Annotated in this window: 28 protein-coding genes; 7 read left to right on the forward strand and 21 right to left on the reverse strand. The window is 69.9% G+C overall.

Annotation, left to right across the window (positions count from 1 at the left end; genetic code table 11):
- Positions 1–261 precede the first annotated feature (261 nt).
- From ACFV2X_RS28055 to ACFV2X_RS28070, 4 genes are all read right to left on the reverse strand, one after another.
- On the reverse strand, positions 262–1686 hold the full coding sequence (locus tag ACFV2X_RS28055) for an RtcB family protein (protein WP_385621471.1): 1425 nt from the start codon (positions 1684–1686) through the stop codon (positions 262–264).
- Positions 1687–1742: 56 nt separating this feature from the next.
- The gene (locus tag ACFV2X_RS28060; protein ID WP_385621473.1) at positions 1743–2177 is read right to left on the reverse strand and encodes an archease; all 435 of its coding nucleotides are present in this window, start codon (positions 2175–2177) and stop codon (positions 1743–1745) included.
- Positions 2178–2261: 84 nt separating this feature from the next.
- A complete protein-coding gene (locus ACFV2X_RS28065; protein ID WP_385621475.1) occupies positions 2262–2582 on the reverse strand; it encodes a metal-sensitive transcriptional regulator in 321 nt (106 codons plus the stop codon).
- Positions 2579–5161, reverse strand: a complete 2583-nt coding sequence (locus ACFV2X_RS28070) for a heavy metal translocating P-type ATPase (RefSeq protein WP_385621477.1) — start codon at positions 5159–5161, stop codon at positions 2579–2581. Before ACFV2X_RS28070 ends, ACFV2X_RS28065 begins: the two co-directional genes overlap by 4 nt.
- Before the next feature lie 173 nt (positions 5162–5334).
- On the opposite strand from ACFV2X_RS28070, the gene ACFV2X_RS28075 reads away from it, so the two are divergent.
- From ACFV2X_RS28075 to ACFV2X_RS28095, 5 genes are all read left to right on the forward strand, one after another.
- Positions 5335–5625, forward strand: coding sequence for an SHOCT domain-containing protein (locus ACFV2X_RS28075; protein ID WP_385621742.1), 291 nt, complete (start codon positions 5335–5337; stop codon positions 5623–5625).
- Positions 5626–5673: 48 nt separating this feature from the next.
- Entirely contained in the window at positions 5674–5946 is a 273-nt protein-coding gene (locus tag ACFV2X_RS28080) for a DUF2892 domain-containing protein (protein WP_385621479.1), read from the forward strand.
- A gap of 72 nt (positions 5947–6018) precedes the next feature.
- The gene (locus tag ACFV2X_RS28085) at positions 6019–6153 is read left to right on the forward strand and encodes a hypothetical protein (protein WP_385621482.1); all 135 of its coding nucleotides are present in this window, start codon (positions 6019–6021) and stop codon (positions 6151–6153) included.
- 452 nt (positions 6154–6605) lie between these two features.
- Complete coding sequence (locus tag ACFV2X_RS28090) at positions 6606–7460, forward strand: MBL fold metallo-hydrolase (RefSeq protein ID WP_385621484.1); 855 nt, start codon at positions 6606–6608, stop codon at positions 7458–7460.
- A 16-nt stretch (positions 7461–7476) separates the two neighbouring features.
- On the forward strand, positions 7477–7767 hold the full coding sequence (locus ACFV2X_RS28095; protein ID WP_385621486.1) for a transposase: 291 nt from the start codon (positions 7477–7479) through the stop codon (positions 7765–7767).
- A 65-nt stretch (positions 7768–7832) separates the two neighbouring features.
- Here ACFV2X_RS28095 and ACFV2X_RS28100 read toward each other — a convergent pair whose 3' ends face one another.
- From ACFV2X_RS28100 to argH, 9 genes are all read right to left on the reverse strand, one after another.
- Complete coding sequence (locus ACFV2X_RS28100; RefSeq protein ID WP_385621489.1) at positions 7833–8594, reverse strand: class II aldolase/adducin family protein; 762 nt, start codon at positions 8592–8594, stop codon at positions 7833–7835.
- Complete coding sequence (locus tag ACFV2X_RS28105; RefSeq protein WP_385621491.1) at positions 8591–9646, reverse strand: C-terminal binding protein; 1056 nt, start codon at positions 9644–9646, stop codon at positions 8591–8593. Before ACFV2X_RS28105 ends, ACFV2X_RS28100 begins: the two co-directional genes overlap by 4 nt.
- Entirely contained in the window at positions 9643–11061 is a 1419-nt protein-coding gene (locus ACFV2X_RS28110) for an MmgE/PrpD family protein (RefSeq protein ID WP_385621494.1), read from the reverse strand. The genes ACFV2X_RS28105 and ACFV2X_RS28110 overlap by 4 nt, the downstream gene beginning before the upstream one ends.
- Entirely contained in the window at positions 11058–11966 is a 909-nt protein-coding gene (locus tag ACFV2X_RS28115; RefSeq protein WP_385621497.1) for a polysaccharide deacetylase, read from the reverse strand. The genes ACFV2X_RS28110 and ACFV2X_RS28115 overlap by 4 nt, the downstream gene beginning before the upstream one ends.
- The gene (locus ACFV2X_RS28120; protein ID WP_385621499.1) at positions 11959–12846 is read right to left on the reverse strand and encodes a polysaccharide deacetylase; all 888 of its coding nucleotides are present in this window, start codon (positions 12844–12846) and stop codon (positions 11959–11961) included. The genes ACFV2X_RS28115 and ACFV2X_RS28120 overlap by 8 nt, the downstream gene beginning before the upstream one ends.
- A gap of 81 nt (positions 12847–12927) precedes the next feature.
- Positions 12928–13803, reverse strand: coding sequence for an ABC transporter substrate-binding protein (locus ACFV2X_RS28125; protein ID WP_385621501.1), 876 nt, complete (start codon positions 13801–13803; stop codon positions 12928–12930).
- Positions 13804–13887: 84 nt separating this feature from the next.
- Entirely contained in the window at positions 13888–14691 is an 804-nt protein-coding gene (locus ACFV2X_RS28130) for an amino acid ABC transporter ATP-binding protein (protein ID WP_385621503.1), read from the reverse strand.
- Entirely contained in the window at positions 14688–15614 is a 927-nt protein-coding gene (locus ACFV2X_RS28135) for an amino acid ABC transporter permease (RefSeq protein WP_385621505.1), read from the reverse strand. Before ACFV2X_RS28135 ends, ACFV2X_RS28130 begins: the two co-directional genes overlap by 4 nt.
- Before the next feature lie 78 nt (positions 15615–15692).
- The gene (argH, locus tag ACFV2X_RS28140; protein ID WP_385621507.1) at positions 15693–17120 is read right to left on the reverse strand and encodes an argininosuccinate lyase; all 1428 of its coding nucleotides are present in this window, start codon (positions 17118–17120) and stop codon (positions 15693–15695) included.
- 128 nt (positions 17121–17248) lie between these two features.
- Here argH and ACFV2X_RS28145 point away from each other — a divergent pair, with 128 nt between their 5' ends.
- Positions 17249–17896: a GntR family transcriptional regulator gene (locus ACFV2X_RS28145; RefSeq protein WP_385621509.1), complete on the forward strand. Its 648-nt coding sequence runs from the start codon at positions 17249–17251 to the stop codon at positions 17894–17896.
- Between the two features lie 24 nt (positions 17897–17920).
- Here the strand turns inward: ACFV2X_RS28145 and ACFV2X_RS28150 are convergent, their stop codons facing one another.
- Together ACFV2X_RS28150 and ACFV2X_RS28155 are read right to left on the reverse strand one after the other, a co-directional pair.
- A complete protein-coding gene (locus ACFV2X_RS28150) occupies positions 17921–18196 on the reverse strand; it encodes a hypothetical protein (protein WP_385621512.1) in 276 nt (91 codons plus the stop codon).
- A 232-nt stretch (positions 18197–18428) separates the two neighbouring features.
- Positions 18429–18701, reverse strand: coding sequence for a hypothetical protein (locus ACFV2X_RS28155; RefSeq protein WP_385621515.1), 273 nt, complete (start codon positions 18699–18701; stop codon positions 18429–18431).
- 109 nt (positions 18702–18810) lie between these two features.
- Between ACFV2X_RS28155 and ACFV2X_RS28160 the strand changes: the two genes are divergently transcribed.
- The gene (locus tag ACFV2X_RS28160) at positions 18811–18996 is read left to right on the forward strand and encodes a hypothetical protein (RefSeq protein ID WP_385621518.1); all 186 of its coding nucleotides are present in this window, start codon (positions 18811–18813) and stop codon (positions 18994–18996) included.
- Here the strand turns inward: ACFV2X_RS28160 and rbsD are convergent.
- The 6 genes from rbsD to ACFV2X_RS28190 form a co-directional block, all read right to left on the reverse strand.
- A complete protein-coding gene (gene rbsD, locus ACFV2X_RS28165; protein WP_385621520.1) occupies positions 18986–19381 on the reverse strand; it encodes a D-ribose pyranase in 396 nt (131 codons plus the stop codon). The genes ACFV2X_RS28160 and rbsD overlap by 11 nt on opposite strands.
- 4 nt (positions 19382–19385) lie before the next feature.
- Entirely contained in the window at positions 19386–20384 is a 999-nt protein-coding gene (locus ACFV2X_RS28170) for a ribokinase (RefSeq protein ID WP_385621522.1), read from the reverse strand.
- Complete coding sequence (locus ACFV2X_RS28175) at positions 20377–21210, reverse strand: ATP-binding cassette domain-containing protein (protein ID WP_385621525.1); 834 nt, start codon at positions 21208–21210, stop codon at positions 20377–20379. Before ACFV2X_RS28175 ends, ACFV2X_RS28170 begins: the two co-directional genes overlap by 8 nt.
- 12 nt (positions 21211–21222) lie before the next feature.
- Positions 21223–22182, reverse strand: a complete 960-nt coding sequence (locus tag ACFV2X_RS28180) for an ABC transporter permease (protein ID WP_385621528.1) — start codon at positions 22180–22182, stop codon at positions 21223–21225.
- 7 nt (positions 22183–22189) lie between these two features.
- The gene (locus ACFV2X_RS28185) at positions 22190–23266 is read right to left on the reverse strand and encodes a substrate-binding domain-containing protein (protein WP_385621530.1); all 1077 of its coding nucleotides are present in this window, start codon (positions 23264–23266) and stop codon (positions 22190–22192) included.
- 307 nt (positions 23267–23573) lie between these two features.
- Positions 23574–24617 (reverse strand): LacI family DNA-binding transcriptional regulator, encoded by a 1044-nt coding sequence (locus ACFV2X_RS28190; RefSeq protein WP_385621532.1) that lies wholly within the window; start codon positions 24615–24617, stop codon positions 23574–23576.
- Between the last annotated feature and the right edge of the window lie 238 nt (positions 24618–24855).

Here is a 24855-nt window from a genome sequence, read left to right on the forward strand (position 1 = left end):
GTGGCACCGACCGGGCCCATGCGGATGGGCGGACCGGACCTCGGGCGGGGAACGGTCGGCCCTGGTCCTCTTGGCCGTGCGGTGGTGTTATGGAAGTGGCACCGAGGGCGAGAACAGACACGGAGAAGCGGCGTGAAGTCGCGCACCGTGCAATCCGGGCCCACGAGAAGCGGGCAGCCCTCGGCGCCGTATGCCTTCCGCGCTCGCCCCTTCCGCGTTCGCCCCTTCCGCGTTCGCCCCTTCCGCGTGCGCGGCGCCTTCTCATCCTTTGACGACACCGAGGGGGATCAGCCGGGCGACGATTCTGGCGAGCCCGGCGCCTTCGGTGGCGGCGGCCACCGCGTCGACGTCCTTGTACGCGGCGGGGGTCTCCTCGGCCAGCCCGCGCAATGAGGACGGTCGGACGGCGACGCCCCGGGATTCCAGCTCGTCGCGGAGCTGTTGGCCACGGACCTGGCGCAGTGCTTGGTGGCGGCTCCACACACGTCCCGCGCCGTGGCAGGCGGACGCGAACGCGTCGTTCTCCGGGGTGCCGACCATGACGTATGAGGCGGTTCCCATGGTGCCGGGCACCAGGACGGGGTGTCCGGTTTCGGCGAGGTCCTCCGGCAGGCAGGGACGGCCGGGAGGGAGGGCCAGGGTGGCGCCTTTGCGGTGGACACACAGTCGGCGCGGCACACCTCCTACCTCGTGGATTTCGATCTTGGCCATGTTGTGTGAGACGTCGTACACCAGGTCAAGACCCACCCCGACAGTCGAGGTGAATGACCGGCGCGCGGCCTCGGTGAGCAGTTGCCGATTGGCGCGTGCGTAGTTGGCCCCGGCTGCCATCGCGCCGAGGTAGGCCTGGCCGGGCGGCGATGCCACGGGCGCGCACGCCAGCTGGCGATCCGGGAGATCAACGGCACGGGCGTAGGGCGACCGGTCCATGACGCGGACGTGGTCGGCACACACCTGGTGTCCCAGACCGCGTGAGCCGCAGTGGATCATCACGCACACCTGAGTGGCCCGCAGGCCGAAAGCGGCCGCCGCCCGGGGGTCGTACACCCGGTCCACGGCCTGTACCTCAAGGAAGTGGTTGCCCGAGCCCAGGCTGCCCACCTGGAGCAGCCCCCGGTCCACGGCCCGCTGCCCGACCTGCGACGGGTCGGCACCGGCCAGGCTCCCGTGGTCCTCGCAGCGCACCAGGTCGCGGGCTGTGCCGTGGCCACGTTCCACGGCGTACCGGGCGCCATGGGCGAGGAGCTTCTCCATCTCCGCGCGGCCGGACAACTTCCACAGGCCGCCGCGCCCCGCACCGCGCGGAATGATGTCGCCGAGTACGTCCATCAGTCTCCGCAAGCGAGGGGCCAGCTCCGCACGCTCGATGTCGGCGGCCAACAGCCGGACACCGCAGGAGATGTCGAACCCCACCCCTCCCGGCGAGACCACGCCCCCGGCATCGATGTCCGTGGCGGCGACCCCGCCGATCGGGAAGCCGTAACCCCAGTGCACATCGGGCATGGCGAAGGAGGCGCGGACGATGCCGGGCAGCATCGCCACGTTCACCACCTGCTCCAGCGCCCTGTCCCCGGCCGCCTGCGGCAGCAGCTCTCGGCTGGCGAAGACGATCCCGGGAACTCTCATCCGGTCCTGCTGGTCAATGCGGAAGCGAAACGGGCTCTCCTCCGTCATCGTGATGTCCATGTCCGTCATCCTCGTTGGAGTCGGGGTCCCTCCGCCGAGCCTCGATCGTGCTGGGCTTACACGTCGAGTGTCACCGAACACCGCCAGCCGTCCGGCCCGCGACCGCATTCCAGACCGTGGAGAGTGACCGCTTTCGGCGCGGCACCCGTCGCCGGGAGCGACCTGGTGTCCGCCATGTGCAGGCGGGTCCGCACACCGCCCGGGACGGCGGTCAGTTCCATGTCGACCGGGATCTCGTCCGCAGTGTCGAGCCAGTAGACGACCTCTTCCAGCAGGGCCGCCAACAGGTCCTCGTCCGTGTTCGCCCGCACCACGACATCCCGGTTGCGGACACCTGTCGCGCCTGTCAGGTCCAGGAACGACGTGCAGACCCCTCGTACCGCCTGCGTCAGGCACTCCTCCCGGGTCGGGGCCCAGGCCTCAACCCGGAGGTCCGCGGTGTGGGGAACACTACGGTGCCCACCGCGCCGCATGGCATTGTGCGGCCGCATCCGGCTCACCCTTCTGATGCGCGAGTGCTCCGTATTCCCATCATGGCGTGCCGGGAATGGGCTGTTCTGAGAACCGAACCAGGTTCACAATCGGAGCATACGGTGCAGTGCGAGGGTGAGTTCATCGAGCTTCTCCTCGGCGTGGACCGGGTCCGCCCGGGTGGCGGTAGTGATGCAGTGGCGTATGTGGTCGTCCAGGAGTCCGAGGGCGACTTGCTGCAGGGCGTGGGTGACGGCGCTGATCTGGGTGAGTACGTCGATGCGGTACCGATCGTCGGCGACCATGCGGGTGACGCCGCGGGTCCGGCCTTCGATCTTGTGGAGCCGGTCCAGGTGGTCGGGCTTGTGACTGGTGTATCCAGGCGGTGCCGGTTCCCGGGGGGCGTGGTGGTGGACGGTGGTCATCGCGGTGGGTCTTCTTCTCGGGTGCCGCTCGCGGTCTGATGGCGGTGCGCGGTGAACTCCTCGTGCGGCTCGACGAGGGCGTGTGTGGCGAGTGGCTGCGGGGTGGTGCGCCAGTGGCGTAGGCGGTTGGAATTGGTGACGACCGACAGGGAGGACAGGGCCATGGCGGCGGCGGCGATGACGGGGCTGAGGCGGATGCCCCACAGGGGGTAGAGGGCGCCGGTGGCTACGGGGACGCCGATGGCGTTGTAGATCAGGGCGAAGAACAGGTTCTGGCGGATGTTGCGCATGGTGGCCCCGGAGAGCCGGATCGCCGTGACGACGCCGGTGAGGGAACCGGAGATGAGGGTGATGTCGGCGGCCTCGATGGCGACGTCGGTGCCGGTGCCGATGGCGAGTCCGACGTCGGCGGCGGCCAGGGCGGGGGCGTCGTTGATGCCGTCGCCCACCATGCCGACCGTGCGGCCTTCGCCCTGCAGACGGCGGATCTCATCCGCCTTGTGCTCGGGCAGCACCTCGGCCAGCACCCGGGCCACGCCGACCTGGCGGGCGATGGCCTGGGCGGTGCGGGCGTTGTCGCCGGTGATGATGACGACGTCCAGGCCGAGCCGCTGCAGGGCGGCGATGGCGGCGGCGGAGTCGTCCTTGACGGTGTCGGCGACGGCGAGCACCCCGGCGGGTGCTCCGTCGACGGCGGCGAGTACGGGGGTCTTGCCCTGGGCCGACAGGTCGGCCGCGACGCGGTCGAGCGGACCGGTGTCGATGTGGGCGTCGCGGAGCAGGCGGGCGGTGCCGACCAGGATGGCGTGGCTGTCGGCGGTGGCGCGGACGCCTTTGCCGGTGACCGAGTCGAAGGCGTCGGCTGTCGGGAGGTCCAGGCCCCGCTGCCGGGCGCCGACCACGATCGCGGTTGCGAGGGGGTGTTCGCTCATCTCCTCGGTGGCCGCCACGAGCGCCAGCAGTTCCCGCTCGCCGTAGCCGTCGGTCGGGTGCACATCGGTGAGGACGGGCTTGCCCGCGGTGACGGTGCCGGTCTTGTCCAGGACCACGGTGTCGAGCTTGTGGGCGGTCTCCAATGCCTCGGCCGAGCGGATGAGGATGCCCGCCTGTGCGCCTTTGCCGGTGCCGACCATGACCGACAGGGGGGTGGCCAGGCCCAGCGCGCAGGGGCAGGCGATGATCAGTACGGCGACGGCGGAGACCAGGGCGAGGGTCAGGGCCGGGGGCGGGCCGAGGGTGAACCAGGCGGCGAAGGTGGCGACCGCGATGGCGATCACGGCGGGGACGAAGTAGGCGGAGACGGCGTCGGCGAGCCGCTGGATGGGGGCCTTGGATGCCTGGGCCTGCTGAACGAGGCGGATGATCTGGGCCAGCATGGTGTCGGCGCCGACCTTGGCCGCGCGCATCCGCAAGGATCCGGTGCCGTTGACGGTGGCGCCGATGACGGTGTCCCCGGGGTGTTTGGTGAGCGGCATCGGTTCGCCGGTGACCATGGATTCGTCCACGGCCGAGGAGCCGGTCAGGACTTCGCCGTCGACCGGCACCTTCTCCCCGGGGCGGATCAGCAGCTCGTCGCCGACCGCGACGGTGTCGACCGGGATCTCCACCGGGGTGCCGTCGCGCATCACGCGGGCGGTGCGGGCTTGCAGCCCGAGCAGGGCCCGGATGGCCTCGCCGGTGCCTGCCTTGGCCCGGGCCTCCAGCAGCCGGCCCAGCAGGATCAGGGTGAGGATCACCCCGACCGCCTCGTAATACACCGCGCGGACCCCGGCCGGGAACCAGCTGGGGGCGAGGGTGACCAGCAGGCTGTAGCCGTAGGCGGCCGTGGTGCCCAGGGTGATCAGGGAGTTCATGTCGGCCGAGCGGTGCCACAGGGCCAGCCAACCGGTGGTGTGGATCGGACGGCCGGTGTAGAACATCACGGGCGTGATCAACGCCAGCTGGAACCAGTGGTTCAGCATCCATCCCGGCACCCACGTAGCGCCGAACAGTTCATGCGCCATGACCGCGACGAGAACCGGCAGCGTCAGCACCGCACCCACCGCGAACCGCCGGGTCAAGTCCGCGATCTCCCCACGCCGCTCGGCGGCCTCCACCGCCTCCGTGTCCGCCGCGCTCTCGCCCTCCGGTGGCGAGCTGCCCGGCCTGGCTGTGGTGGGCGGAGCCTGGCCGGCGTCAGGGGAGGTCTGCCGGCCCGGGGGTGCGGCCGGGTCGACCAGCAGCGTTCCGTGGATCATGTTCATGCCGCACGCGAACCCGAAGGCCCCGGCCCTTGGGGGCCTCAGCCGCACGGTGGTGCGCGCGTGGGCGGGCAGGCTCGCACTGACCCGCAGGTCAGGGAAGACCACCCGTGAGGTGCACTCCCCGGACTCCCGCCGGTCGAAGACCAGCTCCACCGGCGTGCCCTGGCGCACCCGGATGACGTTCGGGCTGTAGCCGCCGCGCACCGTGATTCCGACGCGCTGCACCCCACCCTCGAGGGTTGCCGTGCGGACCCGGCGCGGCCCGAAGAAATACCGGCCCAGCCCGGCGACCACGACAACGGCGGCGGCGACGACCACGAGATCCAGGGTGTTCATGGCAGGCATTCCCTTCCCGCCCCCAACCCAGCCTCGCTCGCCGGCACGGGTACCCGGTAGGCGCTGATCGGCCCACTGGCCGGGGACTGGCAGGCCCCAGCACTCGCGCCGAGGCAGAGCGACGATGACAGCAGGGAAAGGTGCCCCGACTGACCTGGGGAAGTGAGGCGGGAATGATGTTCTGGTACGGCCATGGCATGAACGGTTGGGGCTGGTTCGCGATGTTGATCAGCACGGTGGTGTTCTGGGGGCTGATCATCGCCATCGGCGTCCTGCTCTACCGGGCCCTGGTTCGCCCCACCCCGCCCGGCACAGGCCCCACCGCCGGGCACAAGACGCCCGGGCCCACCGGCCCCGAGCAGATCCTCGCCGAGCGGTACGCACGCGGCGAGATCGACGACGAGGAATACCACCGCCGCCTGGCCACCCTCCGAGGATCGCCACCAAGCGCACCATCCCCCTAGCCGCCCCCGCCTCCGCCCGCGCCCCGTGCCTTCCACCGGGAGGTCACCATGACCGCACCCACAACCCACCGCCCCGGCGCCCACGCCTGGCGCACGGTGAACATCAGCCTCGTCGAACGCGCCGGCCGCGTCCTGGTAGGCCTGGCCGCCGCCGTCCTCGCGATCGTCCTGCTCACCACCGCCGACGGCGCGCTTGCCGTCGTACTGGAGGTGCTGCTGCTCTTGGCCGGGCTCGACCTGCTGATCACGGGCGCGACCGGGCACTGCCCGCTGTACGCCACGCTCGGCCACGTGCCCCGGACCCGACGGAGAGGGCCATGAGCACCCCCCCACACACCCGGCGAGGACAACCGGAGCAAGCACGGATGGCTGATGCTCGCCTGCTGCGTCCCGATGATCATTGCCGTGATCGTCCTGGTCGCCACCGGCGTCCTCAGCACCGGCTTCCTGGTCATCGCGATCATGTGCGTGGCCATGATGGCCGTGATGATGCGCGGCGTGGACCAAGGCGGCGACCGCCGCTCATGACCGCTGTGAGGGCGTGATGGCCGCGAACACGCTGATCGGCGCAACGCCCCTGGACCGGATTCTCGCCCTGCTGGGGGCAGCCCATCGGCCTGATGCGCCGGCCTGGCTGCGGCAGCTGCCTGCCGTGCAGGTCCTGCGGCGGGCATGGGTCCAGCAGTATCACCGAGGCGGCGAACACGGCCAGGGGGCGCGCTGGCGGGAGGGCAAAGACCTCCCGCCGGGCAGACTCCGGCTGGTCAGCCCGCACGATACGGACGCACGTTGCGCGGTCAAGCGTGGCATGGTCTGGGACGGCTACAAGGTCCACTACAGCGAGACCTGCGATACCGGTCTTCCTCACCTGATCGTGAACGTGCCCACCACGCACGCCGCGGCGGACGACTCCCGCCTGGTCGCAACCGTCCACGAACACCTGGAACGGCGCGGGGCGAAACCAGGAGAGCACCTGGGGGGTGTGGGAGGCCCCCGATCGCTGGCTCGGCGCCGGGACCCTCCGCTTCGGCGACCGCGAGCTGCGTGTCGTCCCCACTCCCGGACACACCAAGGGCCATGTGGTCTTCCTGGACGAACAGCGGGGGCTGCTGTTCTCCGGGGATCACGTCCTGCCGCACATCACCCCGTCCATCGGCTTCGAACTGGCCGAGCCCGGTGGCCGTCCGCTCGCCGACTACCTGGACTCGCTGCGGCTGATGACCCGCTACGCCGACGCCCGCCTGCTGCCCGCGCACGGACCCGTGGCCGACAGCGCCCACACCCGGGTCGCCGAACTGCTCGTGCACCACGACGAACGGCTGGCCAAGAGTCTGGCGGCTCCGACGTACCGCACGTTCACCGGTCTGGTGGTCGGCCTGATCGCACAGACATGCCTGCCGGTCCTGGCCCGGCTGTGGCAGCCACGCCATATCGGCAAACTCGCCCACGCACGGGAGATGGCAGAACTGATCGCCGCACGCTATCCCGGCCGGACTGTGCACGTGGTGGGCGACGCCGCCTACGTCGGCGAGTATCTGCGTGGTCTGGGCGAAACACTGACATGGACCAGTCGGCTGAAGGTCACGTCCGTACTGCACGAGCTCGCCCCGCCCCGCACGGAGAAGAAAGGCCGGCCCCGCACCAAGGGAAACCGGCTGGGAACCCCGGCCGACCTCGCGGCCACCGCGACCTGGCGAACCACACAGGTCGCCGCTACGGACGCACCGACACCGTGCAGATCACCGAGGTCATCTGCCTGTGGTACGGCTCCTTCCACACCCGCACCATCCGCGTCGTCCTCGTCCGTGACGACAAGCCCGCAGTTCCCACGGTGACGACCGCGGCTACGGCGTGCCCCTGGTCACCACCGACCTCACCACCAGCGCCGAGGACCTGGTGGCCCGCTACGCGGCACGCTGGTCCATCGAGCAGGCCTTTGCCGACGCCCGCCAGGTCCTCGGCATCGGCGAAGTCCGCAACCGCCTGCCCCAAGCAGTCCGGCGCACCGTCCCCTTCGGACTGACCTGCTACAGCCTGGTCACCCTCTGGTACACGCTGCACGGACACGCGCCTGCAGACGCCGCAGAACACCGGGCAGAAACCCGAGCCGTGCTCGCAGCCTGGGCAGCCGCCGGAACCTGATCACTCAAAACCGCGAAACACGAGGGGTGGTGCGGACGCCGTCCGGTCCGATCGATCGGTGTTCTTCAGTCCCGGTAGTCGGGAGCCACGCGCTCCAAAAGGCGAAGTAGGGCGGCCCAGGCCAGGTCGTAGGCATCGTCGTCCTGGTAGTCCGACTCGCCTGTCTCTCCGTTGAGCTGGCGTGCCGTGTAATCGCATACCGTCGGATCGGGCAGGACGACGGCGCTGCCGCCCGACTGGGCCTCGACTTGGATCTGGCAGGCCTTGTCGAGGTAGTACATGCGCAGGAACGCCTGCGCCGCGCTGCTGCCGACGGTGAGCAGACCGTGGTTGCGCAGGATCATCACGGGGTGGGTGCCGAGGTCGTTGACGAGGCGTTTCTGCTCGTCGAGATTGAGCGCCACCCCCTCGTAGTCGTGGTAAGCGACGCGGTTGTAGAACTCCATGGAGATCTGGTTGAGCGGCAGCAGGCCCTCGGACTGCGCGGCGACGGCGCAGCCTGAGCGGGAGTGGGTGTGCAGCACGCACTGGGCGTCGGGCCGCGCTTTGTGGACGGCACTGTGGATGACGAACCCCGCGGGGTTGACGCGATGAGGCGTCGGGTCCACGGCGTTGCCGTCGAGGTCGATCTTGACCAGGTTCGAGGCGGTGATCTCCTCGAAGAGCAGGCCGTACGGGTTGATCAGGAAGTGGTGGTCGGGGCCGGGCAGGCGCAGCGAGATGTGCGTGAAGATGAGGTCGGTCATTCGGAAGTGCGCGACGAGCCGGTAGACCGCGGCGAGTTCGCGGCGGAGGAGCAGTTCCTCTTCGGCGATGGTGTCGGTCACTGAGCATCCTTGACTGCGTGAGGAGAGACGGTCGAAGCGGCGGGCTTCGCGGTGGAAGGGGAGGCCGTGTTCGTGAGTGGCCGGGCGACGGCGCCCGCCGGCTCGCGGCCTTCGAGTACGTCGGCCACATAGCCTGCGGCCATGCGAAAGGGCCGGGTGCGTGCCTGGGGCGAGTACCACGCGGCGTGGGGGTTGATGATCACGTTGTCGTGAGCCAGCAGCGGCTCGTCGGCGGGCGGCGGCTCCATCGGGAGTACGTCGAGCGCCGCACCGGCCAGTCGCCCGCTCGCGAGCGCGGCGGCGACGGCCTTGTGGTCGACGAGACCGCCGCGTGAGACGTTGACCAGGTACGCACCGGGCTTCATCGCGGCCAACGATTTTGCACCGATGATCCCTTCGGTGGCGGGCGTCAGCGGCAGGTGCAGGCTGACCGTGTCCGCGGTGGCGAGCAGTTCCGCGAGATCGTCGTGGCGCGTCACGGCCTGCCTGCCGAATGCGGCGGCGGGTGCCGTTGGATCGTATGCCGTGACCCGCATGCCCAGGGCCGCGGCCCGTTCCGCCACCGCCTGTCCGATCCTGCCGAACCCGACGAGCCCGAGCACGCTCCCGGCGACGGTGCGCGGCCGGGCCCTCAGCACGTCCCAGTGCCCCTGCCGCACCGAGCGGTCCAGCACGGTCACCTGACGCAGTTGACCGAGGACGAAGGCCACCGTGTGCTCGGCGACCTCGCTCGTGCAGTAGCCCGCGCTGGTGGTCACCCAGGCTCCGGCGGCCGTGACCGCATCGAGGGGAATGTGGTCGTAGCCGGTCGCGGTGACCGCGACGATCCGCAGGTCGGGCAAGGCTGCCACCTGCTGTGCGGTCAGAGCGGTCTTCGGACCCAGCAGCAGGGCAACGATGCCGGGGCCGCTGGGCACACACTCGGCCCGGCTCACTTCCACCGGCAGGCCGTACAGTTCCTCGGCCACGTCCTTGAGATCGCCGAACGAGTCGAGAAGTACGACCCGCGGCAGCTCGCCCGCGGGCGTCCGGTCGGGGCCGTGCGAGGTCATATCCGGTCTTCTTGAGGTCGCGGGTGACTGAGGAGGGCCACCAGTGTGCGGGCGTCGCCCAGGGTTTCGAGGCGGCCGACGGCGTCGGCCACCGCCTCGGTCCGCGCGGAGGGCAGGGCGCGGGAGGCGAGCTCGTGGAACTTGGCGGTGACGGCGTGGCCGTCGAGGGGATTGGTCGCGGAGCCAAGCGGGTCGGTCACCTGCTTCCGGTGTACCGCGCCGGTCCGGGTCGTGAGGGTGACGACGGGCTCCGTATCGCGGTCCATCGACCGATCGACCTCCAGCACGACCCGGTCCAGGACGGAACTCACATGCGGGGAGTGCCGGTTCTCCGCGCCGTAGGCACCAAGGCCCGCGCCGCCCAGTGCGATGCGCGCCGCGACCGCGTACGGCAGGCTCAGCTGCGCCGCGGGCAACGTCGAGACATCGGTGCCGCCGCACATCCCGTGGACGGCGGGATCGAGCCGCACGTGGACGCCGACCACGTCGTCGGCGGTCAGACGGTGGGTGTCGAGGATCTCGCCCACGGCGTCGATCGAGGAGTGGGTGGAGCGGCAGGAGGCGTAGGGCTTCAGCGAGCACCGGGAGATCCGCCATGTCCGGCCCAGGCCGGCGGTGAGCGCGGCGGGGTCGGCGCTGGTGGGCGCCAGCGTGCGCAGGAAGCCGCCCCAGACGTCACCGAACACCTGAGCGGGCCCGGTGACGCCGTGCGCGGCGAGCAGGGCCGCGGTGACCCCGGCCTCGGCCGCCCGCCCCGCGTGCAGCCGTTTGCTCATGGCGCCGTCGTGTACGAACGCCCAGATGCCGCCGCCGAAGCTGCCGGCCAAGGCGAGCGCGTGCGCCGTCTGCTCCACCCCGAGACCGAGGATGGCGGAAGCGGCGGCGGCGCCGCCGAACGGTCCACAGGTCCCGGTGGAGTGCCAGCCCGCCTCGTTGTGCGGCCAGTAGCCGCCGCACGCTTCCAGGACTCTGCGGGCCACGTCGTAGCCGACGACGACCGCGGTGAGCAGGTCCGCTCCGGACACCGGGGCGGGCGTGGCGGCGACGGCCGCGAGCGCGGCGGGCACGACGACGGCGCCCGAGTGGTCGCAGCCGCCCGCGTCGTCCAGTTCGAGGGCGTGCGCGGACACGCCGTTGACCAGGGCCGCGCCACGCGGGGACAGCGCGATCCCGGTGCCCCACACGCAGGCGTCGGCGCCGGGCTCGGTGGCGGTGAGCATGCGCAGCAGGGCGGTGGTCTCGGTGCTGTCCGCTCCGGCCAGGGCGGCCCCGAGCGTGTCCAGGAGGTGATGCCTGGCCTTGTCGACGACGGCCGCGGGCAGGTCGTCGAACCGGGTGGTGGCGGTGAAGCGGGCCAGCGCGGCGAGAGGGTCGCTCGCACGGAGCGGCTCCTTGGCTGCTGCCGTGACCGTCATGAAACTCCTTGCGTGAGCCGTGCGAACACTTCGGAGGGGTGGTCGGCTTCGTTGTTCTCGTGGGTGGCCGACCACCAGGCGGCGACCTCGCCTGCCGTGGCGATCCATACGTCGTCATGACCACGGATGTGCGTGAGCAGCTCGCGGACCAGGGCGATCCGTCCGGGGGTGCCGGTGACTTCGGGTTGCAGCCGCAGGACGTAGCAGAGGCCGAAGCGGCGGTAGGCGGCGAACTCGGTGGTCCAGTTGCCCAGTACCTCGCGGTAGGAGGCGATCCGCGACTGTCCGGCGGGGAAGGCCGGGTCCAGATTGAAGAAGAAGTAGGGGTGGTCCTCCAGCTCGTGGTGGACCGGGATCTCGACCAGCCGCCGCGAGGCTCCGGCTCCGGCCGGGTGGAGATGGGGCAGGTCGTCCCCTCGCAGGGAGGAGGACCAGGTCAAGCCCATCTGCACGAGCACTTCGGGCAGTCCGGGGGCCCATTCGCCTTCGGGTATGCGGAATCCTCTGGGGTGGTGTCCGATGACCTCGGCGAGGGCGTCGCTGCCGCGCTCGACGACCGCGCGCTGACCCGTCAGGTCGAGCAGGTCGAAGTTCTCGTGTGCATGGCCGTGGTTGGCGATCTCATGACCGGCTCGGGCGATCTCCCGGACCAGGCCGGGATGGTTCTCGGCCTGGCGGCCGGGCACGAACCAGGTGGTACGTAGGCCCAGTTCGCCGAAGGTCCGCAGCAGCCGGTCGACGCCGCGCGTGGCGCCGTAACGTCCCACCGAGAGCGTCTTGGCCCGCCGGGCGATGTCCGGGGACGAGGCGAGCAGGGGCAGTTCAGCGTCGAAGTCGATGCTGACCACGACCGCGCAGCGGGCGCCGCCTGGCCAGCGGACTGCCGGGGACATCGGTTCAGACATCGCGACCGGCTCCCTGCAGAGCGGTCGACACCGTCGGGCGTGACCACCACTCGGCCACCTCGCCACAGGTGGCGAACCAGACGTCGCCGCTGGAGCGCATGTGCCCGAGGAGACGTTCGAGCAGTAGCAGGCGGCCGGGCTTCCCGGAGACCTTCGGATGGAACAGGGTGGTCATGCACAGCCCCTCGGCGTGGTGGCCGTCGAACTCGCGTATCCAGTTGTCGAGCGTCAGCTCGTAACTGGCGATGCGGTCCTGACCGGCCGGATAGTCCGGGTTGCGGGTGTAGGCGAGGGAGGCGTAGTCGTCCAGGTCCCAGCGGGCCGGGATCTCCACCAGCGAGGTGGCCCTGCCGTCGATCTCGTGCAGGTACGGGCGGTCGTCGCCACGCATCGAGCTGGAGTAGGCGAATCCTGCCTCCACCAGCAGCCGGGGCGTTTCGGGATGCCAGTCGCCGGAGGGCGTACGGAAGCCGACCGCGGGGGCGCCGAGCACCTCGCGGAAGATCTGCTGGCTGCGGGAGATCACCTCGGCCTGCTGCTCGGGCTCCAGGTCCCAGTATCGCTCGTGCTGATAGCCGTGGTGGGCCATCTCGTGGCCGCGTTCCACCACCGCGCGGCAGGCCTCGGGCCAGGTCTCGACGACCCACGCCGGGGTGAAGAACGTCGCCGGGACGCCGGCCTCGTCGAGCAGGTCCAGAATCCGGGGCAGCGCCCGGTACGGCCCGTAGGCGCCCAGTGCGAAGTAGCTGGGCTTGCGCCAGATGGAGCCGTTGAGCATCGCGTCGCCCGTGGGCCCGTCGAGGTCGAAGGCGAGCGCGACCGCGCTCTGGTGGCCGGCGGGCCAGAAGCCCTCGGCGGCGTCGGGGTCGGTTGTGGTCACACGTGGTCCTGAGGAAGAGGGAACGGTCGGAGGGGCTGCGTTGCCGCGGGGTCCCGTGCGACGGAACCCCGCGGCGTCCGGTCAGCCCTTGCTTCCGTTCAGGGCCGGGGTGAGGACGGCGTACTTCATGCCGTTCGTGGTGAGGATCCGCTCGTAAGTGCCCTTCTTCACCAGGGTGTTCATGGCCTTGAGGACGGCGCCGGACATGTTGGAGTCGCCCTTCTTCATGACGATTCCGAAAGGCGTCGACTTCAGCGGTGACAGGACCGACTCGTACTTGCTGGGGTCCTGCTTCTCGAAGTACGCCAGGTTCTCGGCGCCCTGGATCGCGAGGTCGGCACGTCCCTGTTCCAGCTGGAGACGGGCCGCGGAGCCCGAGTCGGTCGGCAGCAGCTCGATCGCGGCCTTGCCCGCGCCGGAACAGTTCTTCTTGTCGAAGTCCTGTGCCTGCTGGTAGTAGTCCGTCTTCTTGCTGACCGCCAGTGTCTTGCCGCAGGCGTCGGAGGGCTCGGTGTACTTGGCCACGTTGCTCTGGAGGGTGTAGAAGCGGCCCTGGGAGCCGAAATAGTCGATGAAGTCGACGGTCTTCTGACGTTCTACGGTGTCGGACAGACCCGACATGACAAGGTCGACCCGGCCGGTCTGCACGGAGTTGAGCAGCTGGTCGAAGGACTGCTGGACGATCTGGACCTTCACGCCGAGCTGCTTGGCGAGTGCGTTCGCGAGCTCCACGTCGACGCCGACGACGTTCTTGGTCTTCTCGTCGATGTACTCCATCGGCGGGAAGTCCGGGGACATGCCCACCCGCAGTGTGCCGGACTGGGCCACGGCGGCGGGCAGTCCGTTCTTCGATGCCTTGTCACTGGCGGCATCGCCGGTGCCGCAGGCGGAGGCGAGCAGGACGGTACCCACCGCGAGCAGAGGCAGGGGCTTGAGGGCGCGGGCGAATCGGGACATGGCGGCACTCCTAAGGGGGACGAGCGGAGATGAGGACGCGGCGGGTGACGCTGACCGGCGTTGGCCAGGGATCGCGGGAGGGGACTACAGGACCCGTGACAGGAAGGTCCTGGTGCGCGCGTGCCGTGGGGAGTCGAGCACTTCTGCGGGGCTGCCGATCTCCAGGATCCGGCCGTCGTCCATGAAAGCGACGCGGTCGGCGACTTCGCGGGCGAAGCCGATCTCGTGGGTGACGACGATCATGGTGAGCCCGCTCTCGGCCAGGTCCTTCATCACGGTGAGGACCTCTCCGACGAGTTCGGGGTCGAGCGCGGAGGTGGGCTCGTCGAAGAGCATCAGCTGGGGTTCCATCGCCAGGGCGCGGGCGATGGCGACGCGCTGCTGCTGTCCGCCGGAGAGCTGGCGGGGGTAGGCGTCGAGCTTGTCGCCGAGGCCGACGCGCTCCAGGAGCCGGGTGCCACGTTCCCTGGCGGATTTCGGGTTCTCGCGCCCGACCTGCACCGGACCCTCGATGACGTTCTGCAGGGCGGTGCGGTGCGGGAAGAGGTTGAACCGCTGGAAGACCATGCCCATGGCGCGGCGCTGGCGGACGATCTCTCGCTCGGGCCGTTCGACGAGCCTGGCACCCTGCTGGCGGTAACCGATGGTCTCGTCGCCCAGCCAGATCCGGCCGGAGTGGATCGTCTCCAGATGGTTGATGCAGCGCAGGAAGGTGCTCTTGCCCGAGCCCGAGGGGCCGAGCAGGCACAGCACCTCACCGCGTGCGACGTCAAGGTCGATGCCCCGCAGCACATGGTGGTCGCCGAAGTACTTGTGGACTGCTTCGGCGCGCACGAGAGGAGAGGCGGTCGTCGAAGTGGTCGTTGAAGCGGTCGTCGAAGTGGTCATCGCAGCACGGGCTTTCGTCCGGCGGCGGCGCGCAGCCGCTGCAGGGGAGTGGGGGGCAGCGGGCGCGAGGAGCCCTTGGCGAAGTGCCGTTCGACGTAGAACTGGGCCACGCTCAGGACCGAGACCGCCGCCAGATACCAGACGGCACAGACGATCAGCAGCTCCATGATCCGGTTGTTGACGTAGTAGGCGTGCTGGGCCTCCAGGAGGATCTCCGTCACACCCACCGCGGAGGCCAGCGACGTGGTCTTGAGCATGCCGATGGTTTCGTTGCCGATCGGCGGCACGATGACCCGCATGGCCTGCGGCAGAACGACCCGGTACATGGTCCTGAGACGGCCCATCCCGATGGCGTACGCGGCCTCCACCTGCCCCTCGTCCACGGAGAGGATGCCGGCCCGGACCACCTCGGAGGTGTACGCGCCCTGGTTGATGCCCAGGCCCAGGGCGGCGGCCACGAACGGCGTCATGACCTCGACGGTCCGGGCGCTGTAGATGCCGGGTATCGACACCATCGGAAAGACCAGGGCCATGTTGAACCACAACAGCAACTGGAGATACACCGGTGTGCCACGGAACACCCACACGTAGAACCAGGCGACGCCGCTGGTGATCGGGTTCTTCGACAGCCGCATGACCGCGATGAGCACCCCGAGGACGATGCCCAGCACCATGGCGACCAAGGTGAGCAGGAGGGTCATCCCCAGGCCCTGGATGAGGAATCCGGCGCCGAGATAATGGCGTACGACTCCCCAGTCGATCTGCGCCCCGGCGAACGAGTCGATCAGGAATGCGGCGACCAGGAGAACGGCGACGGCGCCGGCCCAGCGCCCGGGATGCTTGCGGGACTCAGTGAGCAACTCCTCGGTGACGATGGGCGGATCGGTGCTGCTGGCGGCCTTGGTGGCAGATGTGCCGGGCATACGGGGCTCCTCACGGCACGGTCCGGAGGCTGGACCGGGGACGGGGGCGGGGGAGTGTCGGGGGGGGAGAGGAGGAGGTCAGGCGCGCGGACCGTCGTACACGGCGGCCCAGTCGCGGTGTGCACGGATCCGCTCGGCGAACTCGTCGAGCTGCTCGACGACCCGCTCGGGGGAGGTTCCGCCGCGGTTCGAACGTGCGGCCAAGGCTGCCTCGACGCTCAGGACCGAGCGCACTTCGGGGGTGAGCCGGGGATCGACGGCCGCGAGCTCCTCGTCACCGACGTCGGGGAGGTCGACGCCCAGGTCCTCGCAGTGCCGTACCACGGCTCCGGTGATCTCATGGGCGTCCTGGAAGGGCACGCCGCGCAGCGCGAGCCAGTCGGCCATCTCGGTGGCCAGCGTGAAGCCCGCGGTGGCCTGGGCACGCATCTCGGGGGTGTTCACCGTGAGCGTGCGGATCAGGCCCGACATGGCGGGCAGCACGGTCAGCAGCGTCTCCACGCTGTCCATGGCCGCGCGCTTGTCCTCGGCGAGATCACGGTTGTAGGCGAGCGGCAGGCCCTTCAACGCACCCAGCAGACCCGTCAGGTTGCCCAGCAGACGGCCGGCCTTGCCACGAGCCAGTTCGGCGATGTCCGGGTTCTTCTTCTGCGGCATGATCGACGACCCTGTGGCGAAGCGGTCGTCCAGTTCCACCCAGCGGAACTGCCGCGAGGCCCACAGACAGACCTCCTCCGCGAGCCGCGAGACGTCGATGGCGAGCATCGAGGCGGCGAACGCGAACTCGGCGACATGGTCCCGGGCGGCCACCGCGTCGAGCGAGTTGCGGCACACACGGTCGTAGCCCAGCTCCGCGGCGGCGAGCTCCGGATGCCGCGCCACGGCGGATCCGGCCAGTGCGGCGGCGCCGAGGGGCGACTGTGCCGCGCGCCGGTCCCAGTCCCGTATACGTTCCGCGTCCCGGTCCAGCGCATGTGCGTGGGCGAGGAGTTGGTGCCCGAAGACGATGGGCTGGGCGGGCTGCAGGTGGGTGAAGCCCGGCGCGGGAGTGTGCGTGTGCTCGGCCGCCTGCCCGAGCAGCGCCTCGATGAGGTCGACGGTGGCCTGGACGACCGTGCGCGACTTGTCCCGCAGGTACAGGCGCAGGTCGTTGGCCGCCTGGTCGTTGCGGGAGCGGCCGGCCCTCAGCTTGCCCCCCAGCGGCCCGAGGCGTTCCGTGAGCACCCTTTCGAGGAACGTGTGCACATCCTCGTCGTCCGGCGAGGGAGCGACCGCGCCTGCGCGGTAGTCCGCGTCGAGCTGAGCGATGGCGGCGAGGACCGCGGTGAGTTCGGTCTCGTCCAGAATCTCCGCACGCCGCAGTTCGCGTGCGTGCGCCCGGGAGCCGGCGAGGTCGTAGGGAGCCATGTCGAAGTAGCCGGGCTCCGAGCGGGAGAGCTTGGCGAGAGCCGGATCGGAGGCCTCACGGAAGCGACCGCCCCAGAGCTTGGTCGTCGTACTGGTCACAGAACACCTTTTCGTTCGCACGCCCGACACCGGGCCCATGTCAGATCGTCGGACAATGTTGTTGAATGTGTTCCCGGGGCGTCAATAGATCGTCCGACATTCGGACAATCGTGCGCTAGATTGAGTCCATGGAATCGATCAACCTCGACCGCTCCAGTGTTGTCGAGCAGGTGGCGGGGGCTCTGCGGGAGCAGATGTTCGACGGGCGCCTGAAGCCCGGCACGGCCCTGCGCGAAAGCGGGCTCGTGGAGAGCCTCAACGTGTCACGGAGCACCGTGCGGGAGGCGCTGCAGCTCCTGATCGGTGAGGGGCTGGCCGTCCGGGAGCCCAACAAGGGGGTCCTGGTCCGACAGCTCAACGAGGCCGAGGTGGAGGACATCTTCCGCGCCCGACGCATCCTGGAGCTGGCCGGGGTGCGTGCGGTCGTGAATGCCAGCCGCGGGGACCTGACGACCCTGAGTGGCAGGCTCGAGGAGTACGAGACGGCCGTCAAGGAAGGGCGGCCGGTCGAGATCTCCCGGACCCATATGCAGTTCCATGTGGCCATCGTCGGACTCCTCGGCAGTCCACGGCTCACAGAGGTCGCCAGGTCGCTCCTCGCGGAGCTGCAGCTGGCCATCTCGTCCGTGGACCGTTCGAGCGACGACCTCCCGGAGATGCTGCAAGTGCACCGGAAGATCGCGGAGCTGATCAGGAAGGCCAAGGTCGAGGAGGCGACCCAGCTGCTCGATCAGCACCTCTCCAACGCCAAGGCTTTCGTGCCGGCGTCACCCTGAACCTTCCGGAACGTTATGTACCGTTTATTTCGATCGTGCTGCGCGTTCGAGCCGGGAATGTTTCGGCATGCCGCCGAGGCGATCGTGCCGACGTATCTTGAGGTGGGCTGACGTGTCGGGTTCGCGGCGACAGGTCTGTATCCACCTTTCCGTGATCGAGTTCATCCTCGGCATCTGGATGCCGCTGAGCACGACCTCGATCCCCGCGTCCTTGAGGACGGCATCGAACAGTCCAGGGAACTTCCCGTCCCGGTCCCTGATCATGAACCGTGCCCGGCAGCCGGGGTCTTCGAGGTCCATGCGAGGTTCCTCGCCGCTTGGGCTACCCAGGAGGCGGTCGGATGCGTGCTGGCGCCCAGGATGCGGATCCGGCGACTGCCGTGTTCGATCACCACGAGTACGTACATCCGCATCCCCGACAGGGTGACTGTTTCCATGAAGTCGCAGGCCAGCAGGGCATCAGCCTGGGAGCGAAGGAAGGTGGCCCAGGTGCTGGAGCTCCGCTGGGGTGCTGGGTCGATACCGGCCTCCTTCAGGATTTCCCGGACGGTGGAGGCGCCCACCTTCCCCCCAGCACGAGCAGCTCGCCGTGCAGGCGCCGGTACCCCCAGCTCGGGTTCTCCTTCGCCAGGCGCAGCACCAGGACGCGGATCGAGCGCACCGTGCGCGGCCGTCCCGGGCATTCGGGTTGGCAGGACGCGGCATGGCGGCGTGCGACGAGGTTGCGGTGCCAACGCAGTACCGTGTCGGGGCGTACGAGCAGCCGTAACTGTCGCAGGACGTGCAGCGGCAGCCGGTGCAGCACCGCTGCCAGGAATGCCCGGTCGCTTGGCGTGAACCGGATCTTTTCCTCGCCGAGTTGGCGACCTCGGTCAGTTTTCCGGAAACCCGATTCACCGGCCCTACCAGGGCGGATGAGGTTTCTGGCAAGGGCGCGGGCGTTCGGCGACGCTGTCCGCGCGGACGGCGATCATCTCCCGGGCCAGGCGGGGCTTGGTCGCGCACTGCACAGCGACGACAACCAGAACGCCGCCCAGACCACACGGTTCTACTCCCTCCAGGTCCGGCTGCCCGTCACGCAGGCGGCGGTCACGGGGTGAAGGGGACCCCCGCGCGGCAGAGCACGTTGGCGTAGAAGGTGTCCTCACCCGTCCGTACGGCGAACTTGACGTCCCGGACCCTGGCCTTGAACTCGTCGTGGTCGACGAGTTCGGGGTTGAGCCCGAAGGAGCGCAGGCCGGTGTGGATGGTGGGGTTGACCTCGCGGACCTTGTCCGTCACCCAGCTGTGCTCGACAACGATCTCGTGGAGCACGGTCTGGACGACGTCCAGGAACGGGGAGTGGCCGTACCGGTAGCCGAGATCCACGACGGGGGTGTCGGGTGCCAGGGGGAGCCCGGCGTCGCTGATCACGAAGGTGTCGGTGTGGCGGAGACCGGCGATCAGCCCGGCCAGCTCGCGGTGGATGATGCCTCTGCGTTGCACGGGTTCAGTCCTCTTCGGTAGGGGGAGTGGTGGGGGTGAGGGCGCGCAGCGTGGCCAGGTCGGCGTACTGCTGGGGCGCGCCGGAGACCCGTACGGCCAGGGAGCCCGCGGCGATGCCCAGGCGGGCGGCGTCCAGGAGCGAGTCACCGGCGGCGAGCCGGGCGGCGAGCACCCCGGCGAAGGCGTCACCGGCGCCCGTGGTGTCCACGACGGTCGCGGGGACGGCCGGGAGCGCGGTGGAGACGCCGTCGGCGTCGGTGACGACCGCGCCCGCCTCGCCCAGGGTGGTGACCACGGCCTTGGCACCCCGGGCGCGCAGCGCGTCGTGCGCATTCCGCACGGCCGCGGCCTCCGGCGTACCCTCCGCCCCTTTTGTCGCCAACTGCCCTGACACCACCGCCTGTTCGTGCTCGTTCACGATGAGCACGTCACAGCGGGCGATCAGGTCGTCGGGGAGTTCGGCGGCGGGGGCGGCGTTGAGGAGGAACCGGCCCCGGCAGGCGTCCGCCGCGCGTCGTACGACGTCCAGCGGGATCTCCAACTGGGCCAGTACGACGGCCGCTTGAGCCCCGAGGCCCTCGGTGGGGTCGCCCTCGGACGGCCACTGGTGGTTGGCCCCGGCGACCACCACGATGGTGTTGTTCCCGGCCGCCGTGGTGATCCACGCGGTACCGGTCTCGGCGCCGGGCACCGTGGTCACCGCCTCGACGTCCACTCCGCCGGCGACCAGCCGGGCACGGGCCCGGTCCGCCTCGGCGTCCTCGCCCACCCGGGCGATCATCGCCGTACGAACGCCCCCGGAGGCCGCCGCAGCCGCCTGGTTGGCGCCCTTGCCGCCGAGGGTGACGTACGCGGTACGGCCGAGGAGGGTCTCGCCGGGGGAGGGGAAGGCGTCGGCGACGACGACGTGGTCGATGTTCACCGAGCCGATCACCACGACGAGGGGTGACGTACCCGTCACGGGCTCGGGTACGGGGGCGGATGAGGGACCAGCCTCAGGCATGCGCGTCCCCTTGTACGGCCCCGGTGATCAGCCCGACCAACTCGTCACCTGTGGTGGCGGAGACGGCCCGCCGCGCGGCGGTCTGGCCTCGGCGCAGTACGTACGCGGTGTCGGCGACCCGGAGCACCTGCGCCATGTCGTGGCTGATCAGCAGCACGGTCACCGACGCCTCGCGGAGCCGGTCGATGAGCTCCTCCACGGCCGCCGTCTCCCGGACGCCCAGCGCTGCGGTCGGCTCGTCCATGATGACCAGGGTGCGGCCCCAGTTGGCCGCGCGGGCGATGGCGATGCACTGCCGCTGACCGCCCGACATCCGCCGCACGGTGCCCCTTACGTTCGGCACGTTCACGTCCAGCCGGGACAGGATGTCGCGGCTCTGGGCGATCATGGACTTCTTGTCCAGCACCCGGAACGGGCCGAAGCCGCTGGTCAGCTCGTGGTTGAGGTAGAGGTTCTGCCAGACCGGGAGGTCCTCGATGAGGCCGAGGGTCTGGTACACCGTCTCGATGCCCAACTGCCGGGCGTCGTCGGGGGAGTGGAACCGGATCTGCTCGCCCCGGAAGCGGATCTCGCCCGCGTCCGGCGGGTGCACACCGGTCAGACAGCGCACCAGCGTGGACTTGCCCGCGCCGTTGTCGCCGAGGAGCGCGGTGACCTCGCCGGGGGCCAGCTTCAGGTCCACGCCCTGGAGCGCGTGGACCGCGCCGAAGGACTTGCGCAGCCCGGTAATCTCCACGAGCGGGGAGACGAATTGGCTGGCCGAGGCGGCGCTCTGGCTGGCCGGGGCGGCGGATATGCCCGTCACACGGGCCGGAGTGTCCGTCATGGCTGGCTTCTCCTACTTCTGGAACCGGGAGATGAAGGCCGCGCCGAGTACGACGGTGCCGACCGCGATGGGCTGGTAGTACTGCGAGATGCCGACCAGAGTGAAACCGTTGATGAGGCTCTGGAGCAGCAACGCGCCGGTCACCGTGCCGAATACGGAGGCCTTCCCGCCGAACAGGCTGGACCCGCCGAGGACCACCGCCGCGATGGAGCTGAGTAGCAGGTCGGTCTGGAGGCTGGGGTCGGCGCCGCCCGTGCGGGCCACGAACAGCACGGCCGCGACCCCGCAGGCCAGCCCGGAACTCGCGTACGCGATCAGCCGGATACGGTCGACGTGGATGCCCACACCCCGCGCGGCCTCGATGTTGCCGCCGGTCGACAGCAGATAGGTGCCGGTACGGGTGCGGTAGAGAAGGAAGCCCACCAGCGCGGCCACCACGAAGGCCAGCACCCAGAACCAGCGCAGCGGGCCGATGCCGTTGATCGCCAGAACGCGCAGGAAGTCCGAGTTCACGGGGACGGTGTTGCCGCTGGTCAGCAGCAGGGTGAGACCGCTGACCACGGAGAGCGAGCCGAGGGTGACGATGAAGTCGGTCATGTTCAGCCGGGCCACCAGCAGGCCGTTCACCACGCCCACCGCCAGCCCGGCCAGCAGGGCCAGGCCGACGGAGACGGCCAGTCCCCAGCCACTGGTGTAGGCGTACCCGAGGACCGCCGCCGACCAGGGCAGGTTGGAGCCCACCGAGAGGTCGATACCGGCGACGGTGACCACCAGCTGCTGGCCCATGGCGAGGACCAGCAGGATCGAGGCGGACACCAGCAGGTCGCTGATGTTGGACGTGGTGAGGAAGTCGGGCGTGGCGATGAAGAAGACGAGGAACACCACGCCCAGCCCGATCGGGGCGGCGAACCGTGCCGCCGCCGCGACCGAGAAGTCCAGGCCGGGCCGTCCCGGCGCCTGGGTGTCAGCCATGATCAGCTCACTTCCCGGCCGAGGTGAGCGGGTTGTCGAACGGGGCGAACGGCTGCGGGAAGGAGCTGATCGCCTTGTCCACGTTGCTGGAGTCGATCAGGGCGATCGGGGCGACGATCCGGGTGGGCACCTTCTTCTTGGCGACCAGGTTGATGCAGGCCTGCACGGCCAACTGGCCCTCGGCGTACGGGTACTGGGAGATCGTGCCGCTGAGGGTGCCCGCCTTGACCGCCTTCAGCGCGGCGGTGATGCCGTCCACCGAGATGATGTGGACCTTGCCGGTCAGACCGGCGTTGCGGACCGCCTGCGCGGCGCCCAGACCCATGGTGTCGTTGGCGGCGAAGATACCGGTGATCTTCGGGTGGGCCTTGAGGATGGCCTCGGTGACCGTCTGCGCCTTGGCCTGGTCGTAGTCGGCGGGCTGGGTGGCGACGATGTCCAGCTTGCCCGCGACCTTCTCCGAGAAGCCCTTCTGGCGGTTGATGCCGTTCTGCTCACCGGCGATGCCCTGGAGGAGGGCCACCTCGCCCTTGCCGCCCATGAGCTTCAGCAGGGCCTCGCCCGCCTTCTCGCCCGCCGACAGGTTGTCCGAGCCGATGAACGAGGCGTACGACACCCCGGCCTGCTTCGAGGACTTCGCGTCGATCTGGGTGTCCAGGTTGAGGATCGGGATCTTCTTCTGGGCGACCGGGACGAGCGGGGTGATCACGTTGGTGGCGTTGACCGGTACGACGCCGAAGCAGTTGTAGTCCTGGCCCGCGAGGGTGGAGATCTTGGCGTTCTCACCCGTGCTGTCGGTCTCCGACGCGCCCGCCTGGACCTCCACCTTGACGCCCTGCTTCTTGCCCTCGGCTATCGCGCCGTCGCGCAGCGCCGCCCAGTAGGGGTTGGTGAAGTCCCGGGTGACGATGGCGATCTTCGCCTCGCCCGACTTGCTACCGCTGCTGGAGCTGTCCCCGCCCCGGCCGCAACCGGCCACCACCAGCAGCATCGTCGCGGCGGCGGCGACAGCGGTGGCGGAACGGACTCTGCGTGCGGTGCGGTTGGCAGTGGCGCCGGAGTTGGCGGTGACGTTGGTGTTCATGGGTGTGCCTTTCGTCGCGTCATTGCGTCAAAACGGGGTGGGGTGGGGTCGGCGCGGGGCGCGGGGCGCGGGGGGCTCGGACTCCGAGGCTGGGGGAGGCTGGGTCGGAGTCCGGGAGTCCGGGGCCGGGGGCCGAGTTTGGGCTCGGGGCCAGGTGAGCCGGGGCCCACGGTGAGGTCGTAGTCCGTCGTACGGGTCAGACGGGTCGTACGAGTCGTACGGGGTGTACGCGGCGTATGGGTCGGGCATTTCGGTGCGAGCCGGGCGCCTCAACCGGTCGCCCGCTATAATCGCTCGCCCGCCGTCGCTATAAGCGCTCGCCGATCATCGAGTCGCCCCCGGCGGGGTCCGGGCAGCCGCAGGAGCCGCGGGCGATCAGGGTGGTGGGGTGGGTGATGCGCTGTACCGGGAGGGCGGGGTCGGCGATCTTGGCCAGGAGCCACTCGACGGCCGAGCGGCCCAGCTCGTCGAAGGGCTGCCGCATGGTGGTGAGCGCGGGCACCGTGTACTCGCTGCCGTCGATACCGTCGAAGGCGCAGACCGCCACGTCGTCGGGGACGCGCAGCCCCAGTTCGGCGGCGGCGCGCAGGACGCCGATGGCCTGCTCGTCACTCGCCACGAAGAGCGCGTCCGGATGTCCCGCGTCCGCGAGCATCCGCCGGCCGGCCCGGTACCCGTCGGCCCGTCCGAACGGCACATGCGTCAGCGACGCGCTCCCCGGATCCCGCCCGGCCTCGACGAGGGCCCGGCGCCAGCCCGCGACCCGGTCGACCGTCGGGTGCACGCCCTCCAGCCCGGCGATGCACCCGATCCGCTCCCGGCCGTGACCGAGCAGATGGGAGGTGGCCTGGTACGCGCCGCCCTCGTTGTTGGTGAGCACCTGCGTCGCCCCCGGCAGCTCCAGCTCGCGGTCGAGCACCAGCCGGGGCACGGTCGTCTGGTCGGACAGCTCTGCGACCCAACTGTGCGGGCCGTGGATCGGGACCACGATGAGCCCGTCCACCTGCCGGTCGAGCAGGGTCCGGATGTACGTCGCCTCACGGGCGTCGTCACCCATCGCGTTGCCCAGCAGCATCGTGTAGCCGGAGGCGAAGCCGACATCCTCGATGACGCGGGCCAGCTCGGCGAAGAAGGGGTTGGAATTGTCGGGCACGACCAGCCCGAAGGTCATGGTCCGCGAGGTCTTCAGGGACCGGGCCACCGCGTTGGGGCGGTAGCCGAGTTCGTCTATCGCCGCGAGGATCCGCTCACGGGTGGCGGGGGCGACCTTGCGGGGGCCGTTGTTGAGGACGTAGCTGACCAGGGCCTCGGAGGTGCCCGCCAGGCGCGCCACGTCGCGGCGAGTTGCCATCGGACCCTCCTTCGATGCGGGGCTGCGTTTTGTAAGCATCAACTCGTGTTGTCAACACGAGTTGATGCGGTTGCGTTGGATGAATATCGACCCCTGATCCGCCGATGCGCAAGAGGTTGTCCGAAATCCTTTGGTAAAGAGTTCGAAACTCTCCTTTATGGGTGAAACTCGGGCGTGACCTTGATCATCACCCTGATCATCGCGGCGGGATGAATCCGCCGCCCCCTGCGTTGGTGTC

It is taken from the genome of Streptomyces sp. NPDC059679, from assembly GCF_042734105.1.
In the GTDB taxonomy this organism is placed as follows: domain Bacteria; phylum Actinomycetota; class Actinomycetes; order Streptomycetales; family Streptomycetaceae; genus Streptomyces.

Bases quoted from the DNA above. Each gene is read 5' to 3' on its own strand.
- ACFV2X_RS28055 (WP_385621471.1), bottom strand. From the start codon at position 1,686: ATGGACATCACGATGACGGAGGAGAGCCCGTTTCGCTTCCGCATTGAC.
- ACFV2X_RS28060 (WP_385621473.1), bottom strand. From the start codon at position 2,177: ATGCGGCCGCACAATGCCATGCGGCGCGGTGGGCACCGTAGTGTTCCC.
- ACFV2X_RS28065 (WP_385621475.1), bottom strand. From the start codon at position 2,582: ATGACCACCGTCCACCACCACGCCCCCCGGGAACCGGCACCGCCTGGA.
- ACFV2X_RS28070 (WP_385621477.1), bottom strand. From the start codon at position 5,161: ATGAACACCCTGGATCTCGTGGTCGTCGCCGCCGCCGTTGTCGTGGTC.
- ACFV2X_RS28075 (WP_385621742.1), top strand. From the start codon at position 5,335: ATGATGTTCTGGTACGGCCATGGCATGAACGGTTGGGGCTGGTTCGCG.
- ACFV2X_RS28080 (WP_385621479.1), top strand. From the start codon at position 5,674: ATGACCGCACCCACAACCCACCGCCCCGGCGCCCACGCCTGGCGCACG.
- ACFV2X_RS28085 (WP_385621482.1), top strand. From the start codon at position 6,019: ATGATCATTGCCGTGATCGTCCTGGTCGCCACCGGCGTCCTCAGCACC.
- ACFV2X_RS28105 (WP_385621491.1), bottom strand. From the start codon at position 9,646: ATGACCTCGCACGGCCCCGACCGGACGCCCGCGGGCGAGCTGCCGCGG.
- ACFV2X_RS28110 (WP_385621494.1), bottom strand. From the start codon at position 11,061: ATGACGGTCACGGCAGCAGCCAAGGAGCCGCTCCGTGCGAGCGACCCT.
- ACFV2X_RS28115 (WP_385621497.1), bottom strand. From the start codon at position 11,966: ATGTCTGAACCGATGTCCCCGGCAGTCCGCTGGCCAGGCGGCGCCCGC.
- ACFV2X_RS28125 (WP_385621501.1), bottom strand. From the start codon at position 13,803: ATGTCCCGATTCGCCCGCGCCCTCAAGCCCCTGCCTCTGCTCGCGGTG.
- ACFV2X_RS28130 (WP_385621503.1), bottom strand. From the start codon at position 14,691: ATGACCACTTCGACGACCGCTTCAACGACCACTTCGACGACCGCCTCT.
- ACFV2X_RS28135 (WP_385621505.1), bottom strand. From the start codon at position 15,614: ATGCCCGGCACATCTGCCACCAAGGCCGCCAGCAGCACCGATCCGCCC.
- ACFV2X_RS28145 (WP_385621509.1), top strand. From the start codon at position 17,249: ATGGAATCGATCAACCTCGACCGCTCCAGTGTTGTCGAGCAGGTGGCG.
- ACFV2X_RS28150 (WP_385621512.1), bottom strand. From the start codon at position 18,196: ATGGACCTCGAAGACCCCGGCTGCCGGGCACGGTTCATGATCAGGGAC.
- ACFV2X_RS28160 (WP_385621518.1), top strand. From the start codon at position 18,811: ATGAGGTTTCTGGCAAGGGCGCGGGCGTTCGGCGACGCTGTCCGCGCG.
- ACFV2X_RS28170 (WP_385621522.1), bottom strand. From the start codon at position 20,384: ATGCCTGAGGCTGGTCCCTCATCCGCCCCCGTACCCGAGCCCGTGACG.
- ACFV2X_RS28175 (WP_385621525.1), bottom strand. From the start codon at position 21,210: ATGACGGACACTCCGGCCCGTGTGACGGGCATATCCGCCGCCCCGGCC.
- ACFV2X_RS28180 (WP_385621528.1), bottom strand. From the start codon at position 22,182: ATGGCTGACACCCAGGCGCCGGGACGGCCCGGCCTGGACTTCTCGGTC.
- ACFV2X_RS28185 (WP_385621530.1), bottom strand. From the start codon at position 23,266: ATGAACACCAACGTCACCGCCAACTCCGGCGCCACTGCCAACCGCACC.
- ACFV2X_RS28190 (WP_385621532.1), bottom strand. From the start codon at position 24,617: ATGGCAACTCGCCGCGACGTGGCGCGCCTGGCGGGCACCTCCGAGGCC.